The sequence below is a fragment of the Butyrivibrio sp. genome (genome assembly GCF_017433805.1).
Lineage (GTDB): Bacteria > Bacillota > Clostridia > Lachnospirales > Lachnospiraceae > Butyrivibrio.
Window position 1 is genome coordinate 52,218 of record NZ_JAFRGN010000066.1, and the last position, 7,999, is coordinate 60,216.

General features: G+C 39.0%; 7 protein-coding genes. 3 read left to right on the plus strand and 4 right to left on the minus strand.

Going from position 1 to position 7,999, the window contains the following annotated elements:
* Window positions 1–67 precede the first annotated feature (67 nt).
* A complete protein-coding gene (locus tag IJI01_RS14305) occupies window positions 68–1,252 on the plus strand; it encodes a substrate-binding domain-containing protein (protein WP_292191906.1) in 1,185 nt (394 codons plus the stop codon).
* Here the strand turns inward: IJI01_RS14305 and IJI01_RS14310 are convergent.
* Together IJI01_RS14310 and IJI01_RS14315 are read right to left on the minus strand one after the other, a co-directional pair.
* Entirely contained in the window at window positions 1,223–2,854 is a 1,632-nt protein-coding gene (locus tag IJI01_RS14310) for an ABC transporter substrate binding protein (RefSeq protein ID WP_292191908.1), read from the minus strand. The two genes, IJI01_RS14305 and IJI01_RS14310, sit on opposite strands and share 30 nt — an antisense overlap.
* Window positions 2,855–2,901: 47 nt before the next feature.
* Window positions 2,902–3,840 (minus strand): type I phosphomannose isomerase catalytic subunit, encoded by a 939-nt coding sequence (locus IJI01_RS14315; RefSeq protein ID WP_292191911.1) that lies wholly within the window; start codon window positions 3,838–3,840, stop codon window positions 2,902–2,904.
* 192 nt (window positions 3,841–4,032) lie between these two features.
* On the opposite strand from IJI01_RS14315, the gene IJI01_RS14320 reads away from it, so the two are divergent.
* Window positions 4,033–5,385 carry an MATE family efflux transporter gene (locus IJI01_RS14320; protein ID WP_292191914.1) on the plus strand — a complete coding sequence of 451 codons (1,353 nt, stop codon included), beginning with the start codon at window positions 4,033–4,035 and terminating at the stop codon, window positions 5,383–5,385.
* Between the two features lie 164 nt (window positions 5,386–5,549).
* Entirely contained in the window at window positions 5,550–5,834 is a 285-nt protein-coding gene (locus IJI01_RS14325) for an HU family DNA-binding protein (protein WP_026513843.1), read from the plus strand.
* Between the two features lie 115 nt (window positions 5,835–5,949).
* Here the strand turns inward: IJI01_RS14325 and IJI01_RS14330 are convergent, their stop codons facing one another.
* Both IJI01_RS14330 and IJI01_RS14335 read right to left on the minus strand, forming a co-directional pair.
* Window positions 5,950–6,771 (minus strand): hypothetical protein, encoded by an 822-nt coding sequence (locus IJI01_RS14330; protein WP_292191919.1) that lies wholly within the window; start codon window positions 6,769–6,771, stop codon window positions 5,950–5,952.
* Complete coding sequence (locus IJI01_RS14335; protein WP_292191921.1) at window positions 6,771–7,598, minus strand: ParA family protein; 828 nt, start codon at window positions 7,596–7,598, stop codon at window positions 6,771–6,773. Before IJI01_RS14335 ends, IJI01_RS14330 begins: the two co-directional genes overlap by 1 nt.
* Window positions 7,599–7,999: the final 401 nt, after the last annotated feature.

The following is a 7,999-nucleotide window of genomic DNA, read 5'->3' on the forward strand; positions in this document are numbered from 1 at the left end:
TACGTAATTGTCTGTATATGGTACACTTTTCTTGTATAGTGAAGGATTATCGGCATTTGGAGCCTATATGAAAAAAGTAATTGCTGCATTACTTACAATTTCATTAATTCTGGTTTGCTTATATTTCGGACTAAGGCCACAGCCAGAGCCTGTTGCTGAGGTAACAGGGCTAATTGATGCGCCCACTCTTGACGACATTCACACCGATGATGGACAGACAATTGTCGGTATATCTATGCCCGACAGGCTCTTAGAGCGTTGGAACAAGGATGGGTCTTATTTACGTGCACAATTTGAGAAAAAAGGCTGCAAAGTGCTGCTCCGCTACGCAAATAATCTTATAGATACGCAGATAGATGACATCGTCGACATGATACGTGAAGGCGCCGATCTTCTCGTAATTGCAGCAGTTGATGGCTCTGCTCTTACAGAAGTTCTTGACCTTGCCAAGTCTGCAAACGTCCCAATTATCGCTTACGACCGCCTTATAATGGATTCAGATGTTGTAGATTACTATGTTTCTTTTGACAACTATAAGGTAGGAGTATTGCAGGCTCAGTATATTATCAGGATTCTGGATCTTGCTCATTCAGAAAAACCCAAGCATATAGAATTCGTTACAGGAGACCCCGTCGATAATAACGCTCGTTATTTCTACAATGGCGCAATGGACACGATTAAGCCCTATTTAGATTCACAAAAACTCATTTCATTGTCCGGTCAGGTCAATTTCTATGAAACAGCTACAGCCCAGTGGTCTACTGATATTGCGCAGCAGCGTCTTCAGATTATACTTAATTCTTATTATCCTGAGAATGTAACTCTGGACGCTGTTCTATGTGCCAACGATTCAACAGCTCTTGGCGCTGTCAGAGCCCTCGAATCTGATTACACACAAAAAAATCCTGTCGCTGTAACAGGACAGGATGGTGATATCGCAAATATCTATAACATTATCAACGGAACTCAGGGAATGACTGTATTCAAGGCTCTGAGAGAAGAATCCGTTGTCACTGTAGCCTTAGGACTTGCTCTTTTAGATGGTAAAAGACCTGCAGAAGACCTTATCGCTGCTTCTGACTGGGATTTTAAGTGTTCCTACAACACAACTGACTATGATAACGGCAAAAAGCTTGTGGCTTCTTACCTTCTCGAACCAATCACTATAACCGCCGATAATATCGAACATCAGCTATTTGATACAGGCTATTACAGGCGTAACTCAGCCGGCCTTATTTATGCTGCTAAATAAGGTATATCCGTCTCTGCCATTCTCTTTTGTCACATAAAGCGCTCTATCTGCGCATTCCATGAGTTTATCCGGATCAGCCTCGTCCTGTGGATAGGTTGCACATCCAACGCTGACCGTGATATGCAGCTTTCCAGCTGAAGTTTTCACTTCATCCTTCATAGCATTTATGATTGCTTCACATATCGACTGTTCCCTACTCCTTGTAGGCTCGTAGAAAATAGCGCAAAACTCGTCGCCACCTAGTCTTGAGAAAAGTGCGACCTCATCGGTCAACGTCTGAAGCCTCTTACCAACCTCCTTTATGACTTCATCACCCACTTTGTGGCCATAGGTGTCATTTATATTCTTAAATCGGTCTACATCTAGCATTACAAAGCCATATGGAGTTTCCGTTGATACAACCTGAGCAATTTCCTCCATAATCCGTAGTCTGTTCGGCATCTGGGTAAGGAAATCCGTTCTCGCAATTCTGGACCTTCTCCTGTTCGAATAATACAAATGCCCTATTATTACCATCATCAAGATTGCGATAATAATGACCAGATTGCTAAGAGTCTTGTTCTCACGATAGAACTTAGCAAAACTCTGGTGCTCATTGATAATAACGGAGCCCTGTGGAAGCTGGCTATATCTGATGTTGTATTTATCAAGCGCCTCCTGATCAAAATATGGCGTAGTTACCGTTGCGGTTTTAAGTGGCATATCATCAGGATCTGCGCCCATAAGTATCTCTTTTGCCGCCGTTCCGGCTATGAATCCCGAATCATAATACGAATATGATATTCCTCCGAACACCCCGTGGCCTATATCAGAGGATGACAATCTGAATATTGGAACATTTTGGACATTATCACTGATAAAATCGGATGCATTTTTAAGCGAATAGCTATTTTTATCCCCGTCCAGACCAAAGTCCAGGAAGAGAATAATATCATCCTCTCCTAACGCATTTAAAACCCTTTTTAGACCGTTTTGAGTATAATACGAGGTATTTATTATCTTGCTCGTAATTTCGCCGTGCTGGTCCTTAAATTTCATAAATTCTACATAGTCACCCTGTCCAGTAACCGTGGAGTCTGTAATTACTACAAGATTATTTCTATTAGGGAAAAGAGCTTTCATGAGCTCATAGTTGCTCTCAAAATCTTGATTTTCCGCGATTCCTGTGGCATTTCTCATAGCAGCAGCCGTTGTGGCCTCAGTAATATTGTTGATTCCCATGAAAACCATAGGAATATCAGGGAAAAGCTTACTTCTGTTGTTGATCGCGTATCTAAGGGCCGGATCATCTGCAACAGCGATAAGGTCAAAGTTTCTCACTGAAAAGATCTTATATCTGAGGTACTTGTCGAAATTACTAATATCTGTAGCGCCATAAAACTGCTGCGCTTCCATGAAATCATAGTTGATCTCGACATTAATACCCTCTACGCCATCCTGAAAACCTCTAAATGTTTCTGGAACACCTGCGGCCGAAAAGCCATAAGAAGAAATAAAAAGAATATGAAATTGCCGCTCTAAAGAATCCTCTGCATTTGCTTTAAATGTAGTGGCACATACTGCAAAAATAATGCTGTATGCAATTAGAACGGCACATTTCAAAATACGTTTCATGGTATAATTTTATACCAATTATAGTCAGTCGGCAATCATGGAACGATTGTCTGAAGAGCCTTGATATCGCCCTTTATTTCGAATTTTCCTGTTGAAGCTTCTATGAATACTGAATCGCCTTTTTTAACTTCATAGCTCTTTTCTCCGGCAGAAATTGTTCCCTGGCCTTCTGTTACCAATATGCTGACAAAAGAGCTGTCGTCTGCAACATAGCTATATGGCTTATCTGCTGAAGTTTCTATCTTATCTACACAGAAAAACTCGCAGCTCACCATGTGCTCGTCTGGAGATACATATTTCTGTGGCTTCTCAATTCTTGTAACATCAATAGACTGTTGGATATGGAGCTGTCTTGGCTTACCATCTGCTCCAACACGTCCGTAATCATATATTCTGTAGGTTACATTTGAATTCTGCTGAATTTCTGCTATTAACAGGCCAGCCCCAATAGCATGAAGTGTTCCTGGAGAGATGAAGATTATATCGCCAGGCTTAACATATTCCTTGTGGAGCACGTCTGTAAGTGTATTATCTTTAATTCTCTGCTCGAATTCCTCTTTAGAAATCTCTTTTTCAAAGCCCTGGTACAGATATGCGCCTTCTTCTGCCTCCAGCACATACCACATCTCAGTCTTACCATACTGATTCTCATGCTCAAGAGCATAAGCATCATCTGGATGAACCTGAATCGAAAGAGCCTTACTAGCATCTATAAGTTTGATCAGAATTGGAAAATCCTTATATTTCTGACAATTTTTACCAAGAATTTCTGTACCTTTCTCTTTAATAACATCAGAAAGAGTCTGTTTTTCATGAATATCGCCTGTTATTATAGACATTCCATCCTTATGGCATGACAAAGTCCACGCCTCAGCACAAATCTCTCCTGAATATTCGACGTTATATTCGTCTACAAGCTTGTGTCCTCCCCACAGGTAATCCTTACAGGCAGGTTTTAATACATACATTGACATTTTGCATTACCTCTCTTTAACCTATGGAATTATAGTCGGCTGCAAAAAATTTATCAACTACTCATTTGTTATTTTACTACCATCTTCATGTGTAATTATGTTGTTTACTATTTTTTCATATACTAGCTTATCTTTTTATTTCATGTTATACTTTTGACTCGTATCGCAAATTTTTTAGAAAAAGGATGTTTTATGAATACCAAAGAAAACAAAATGGGTGTAATGCCTGTCAAACAGCTTATTGTTTCCATGTCGCTTCCTATGATGGTCTCAATGCTTGTTCAGGCATTGTACAACGTTGTAGATAGCGTTTTTGTTGCCAAGATCAGTGAGGATGCACTTACTGCTGTTACTCTTGCTTTTCCAATGCAGAACCTTATGATTGCTCTTGGTTCAGGAACAGGAGTCGGTGTTAACGCACTTTTATCAAGATCCCTTGGCGAAAAGAAATTTGAGAATTCCGATGCTGCTGCTAATACCGGACTTCTTCTTACTTTCTTTAATTATATTGCTTTTCTTCTGATTGGTCTTTTCATCGCCCCTGCATTTATCGCAACACAGACAGACAGTGAAACCATAAGAGCATATGGCGCTCAGTATCTTACTATTATCTGCTGTCTTTCCTTTGGAGTATTCTTTCAGGTAATGTTTGAAAGACTTCTGCAGTCTACCGGTAAGACTATTTATAGTATGATTTCTCAGTCTACTGGCGCTATTATCAACATTATTTTTGATCCACTTCTTATTTTCGGAATCGGACCATTCCCTGAACTTGGTGTTGCCGGAGCTGCGTATGCAACTATTTTAGGTCAGCTTGTAGGCTCTTCTATCGGTCTTTTCTGTAACCTCAAGTTTAATAACGATATTCATATCAGTTTTAAAAAGATTATTGCACCAAAGGCTCACATCATTGAGGAAATTTACTTTGTAGGCGTACCTTCAATCCTCATGATGTCTATTGGATCTGTAATGACTTACCTTATGAATCTGATCCTCGGCTCATTCAGTTCAACAGCAACAGCTGTATTTGGCGTATATTTCAAATTACAGAGTTTCTTCTTCCTTCCTGTGTTTGGTCTCAACAACGGTCTTATCCCTGTTCTGGCTTACAATTACGGTGCACGCAACAAGGACAGAATCAAGGAAGCTCTTCGCTTTGCACTTATGCTCGCAGTATCAATCATGATTGTTGGTACAGCTTGCTTTTTGACCATTCCTGGTCTCCTTCTTACATTGTTTAATGCATCAGAAGACATGGTTAAGATCGGTATTCCAGCTCTTAGAATAATCAGTCTTTCTTTCCCTGTTGCTGGTGTTTGCATAGCTATGGGTTCAATATTCCAGGCTTTCTCAAGAAGCTTCTACTCTTTGATAGTTTCTGTTGGCCGTCAGCTTGTTGTACTCATACCTGCTGCATTCCTTTTAGCTCAGACCGGAGTCCTGTCAAACGTTTGGTGGGCCTTCCCTATCGCAGAGATAGCATCTTTGATTCTTTCCACATTCTTCTTTAGGAAACTGTACAAAGAGACTGTATCTACGATGTAATTTTTAAAAAATGTCTTGATATCCATGGTTTTTAAGAATTATGCACTAAAAACCGCTATAATTTTTGGCACTTTTTCGAATTTAACTACTTGTATGGTGCATAAAATGGGTGTAGAATTTTACTTGGTAGTAAAAAATACTCAATTTGAGGGAGGTATTAAACCATGAATAAGACAGAACTCGTTGATGCTATTGCAAAGGAAACTGGTCTTTCTAAGAAGGATTCAGAGAAGGCTGTTAAGGCTTTCACAGAGACTGTATCTAAAGAGCTTAAGAAAAAGGGCAAAGTTCAGCTTGTTGGCTTTGGTACTTTTGAGACAGCTAAGAGAGCAGCTAGAACTGGTAAGAATCCTCAGACTGGCGCAGCTATCAAGATTCCTGCAGCTACAGTTCCTAAGTTTAAGGCTGGTAAGGCCCTTAAGGATGCTGTAAACGGCAAGAAGAAATAATTTAGATTTAAATACTAAAGCCCTTAGAGCTTGACTCTAGGGGCTTTTCTATTGCGCCTATATTGCATTTTAAAAGGACGGTTCCAGATGGAATCGTCCTTTTAGGTAGTAAACCTTATCTTCTTGCCTTGAGGGCCTCTTCTAATTGTTTGTGCTGCTGATAGATGTCCATATTACGCATCATATCCTGCTCTATAAGGCTTCTGATATATTTGGTAGCTGACATGTTAGATGCCTTAGCCATATGCTCTACATAGTCTCTATAACCTCTGATATCAAGCAGAAGGAATTTCTCTTTCTCATATCTACTCTTATCCTGTTTAGGCTGTCTGCCTGTTGTCTTAGGCTCATTATAAGCTGGCATAACTGGCTGCTGCATTACAGGCTGCTGATAAGTATTAGGAACCTGATACTGCGCTGTCTGTACTGGCTGAGGCTGTACAGGCTGATATGTCTGATACTGTGGTGTCTGGATATTCTGAACAGGAACTTGCTGTGTATACTGCTGAACTTGAGGGTCTGGAACATACTGCTGAACAGGTACATTCATCTTAGGTTCTGGCTCAGCTACAATATTATCAATCTGAGCAACCTTCTCGCCCAGCATTTCTGCTACTACTGGGACCTCTGATCTATTGATTACGGTCTCTTCCTGTACTACAGAAACCTTAGGAGTCTCTGTATTCGTTTTTTCTACTGTCACAACTGGTTGTGTTACCTTTTCAACCTCAATCTTTGATTCTACAGACTTTTCTGGTTCTGCCTTTTTAGAAGTCTCTGATTTTACTGGCTTTTCTGTAGACTTCTCAACCTTTTTAGCACTAGCACTCTTAGACTCACTTGAATCTCCATTCTTGCTAAGTGGAGTCATTCCCGCAAACAAACCTGTTGAAGCTCTATTGGCTCCGCCCTTTAATCTGTCAGCCTTACTAGCCATTACTCACCCTCCTCTAAGAACTCATCAATAAAATCATCGTAGTCTCTTGCTGCAGAAGAACCTCCTGCATATTCAAACAGATCCATCTTCATAGTCTGTGCCTCTTCTACTGAAACGTTAAGACGAATCTTTGATTTGAACACTTTAGTATTAAGAAGCTGAGCCTTCTCTTCTATATCACCGATCCAGATCTTGGCATTAGCTGTATTTCTAACCTTAGTTACGAGAATACCATCTACTCTGAGCTTATCATTGGTATAATCATGGATCTGATCAATGAACTTGTAGAGTCTTGATAATCCCTGAAGTGAATAAGCACCTGGCTCCAAAGGAATAATGACCTCATCAGCAACTGTAAGGATATTCATAAGTACTACGCCAAGAGCAGGGCTACAGTCGAACACACAGAAATCATAATCCTTCTCAATATCTTCAAACGCTTCCTTGATAAGTCTCTCTCTTCCAAGTCCGGCAAAAGTCATATCGGCTGAAGCAAGATCAATACCACCTACAATAAGGTCTAGATTCTCGGAAATAGGAATAATGGCATCATTTATATTCTTCCTCTTAGCCATTACCTCAAACAACTTAGCTGGTACATGCTCATAGAAATAATCCTGCTGTTCCTCTGTAAGCTTCTCAATATCCTCTGGATCAGGATCTATCTCATTTAAATCGATTCCAGCAGACATAGAAAGGTTTTCCTGTGGATCTGCATCTACTACAAGAACCTTGTAGCCTCTTTTAGCAAGGCCTACAGCCATTGCATAACTAGATGTAGTCTTGGCTACTCCCCCTTTTTGATTACTGAATGCAATTATTCGCATAACTCCTCCTAAAATATATAACTTATATAAGATAATTAATATCAATAATACTCTTATATTGTCCCTATGAAATTATATTCTATTTCTTATTTAGATTCAATATATAATATCATAAATATAATTCATTTATATTATCTATGACATTGATATTATTATTCATATATTTATTATATTCCTTTTATATTATATATTTGTTATATATCTTAAATCATATGTATCCAAATAATATAATATGTATATGTTATATATCTATACATATTATATATCTTATATGTCTTATACATTAACAAAACATACTTTATATCTGTTATATATATTTTATATATCCTTCAATTTATGTTTATCACACTTATATATGTTATATACATTTGATACGCAGATATCTGGTTTTAGTGTTATAT

Bases quoted from the DNA above. Each gene is read 5' to 3' on its own strand.
- IJI01_RS14325 (WP_026513843.1), top strand. From the start codon at position 5,550: ATGAATAAGACAGAACTCGTTGATGCTATTGCAAAGGAAACTGGTCTT.
- IJI01_RS14305 (WP_292191906.1), top strand. From the start codon at position 68: ATGAAAAAAGTAATTGCTGCATTACTTACAATTTCATTAATTCTGGTT.
- IJI01_RS14335 (WP_292191921.1), bottom strand. From the start codon at position 7,598: ATGCGAATAATTGCATTCAGTAATCAAAAAGGGGGAGTAGCCAAGACT.
- IJI01_RS14330 (WP_292191919.1), bottom strand. From the start codon at position 6,771: ATGGCTAGTAAGGCTGACAGATTAAAGGGCGGAGCCAATAGAGCTTCA.
- IJI01_RS14320 (WP_292191914.1), top strand. From the start codon at position 4,033: ATGAATACCAAAGAAAACAAAATGGGTGTAATGCCTGTCAAACAGCTT.
- IJI01_RS14315 (WP_292191911.1), bottom strand. From the start codon at position 3,840: ATGTCAATGTATGTATTAAAACCTGCCTGTAAGGATTACCTGTGGGGA.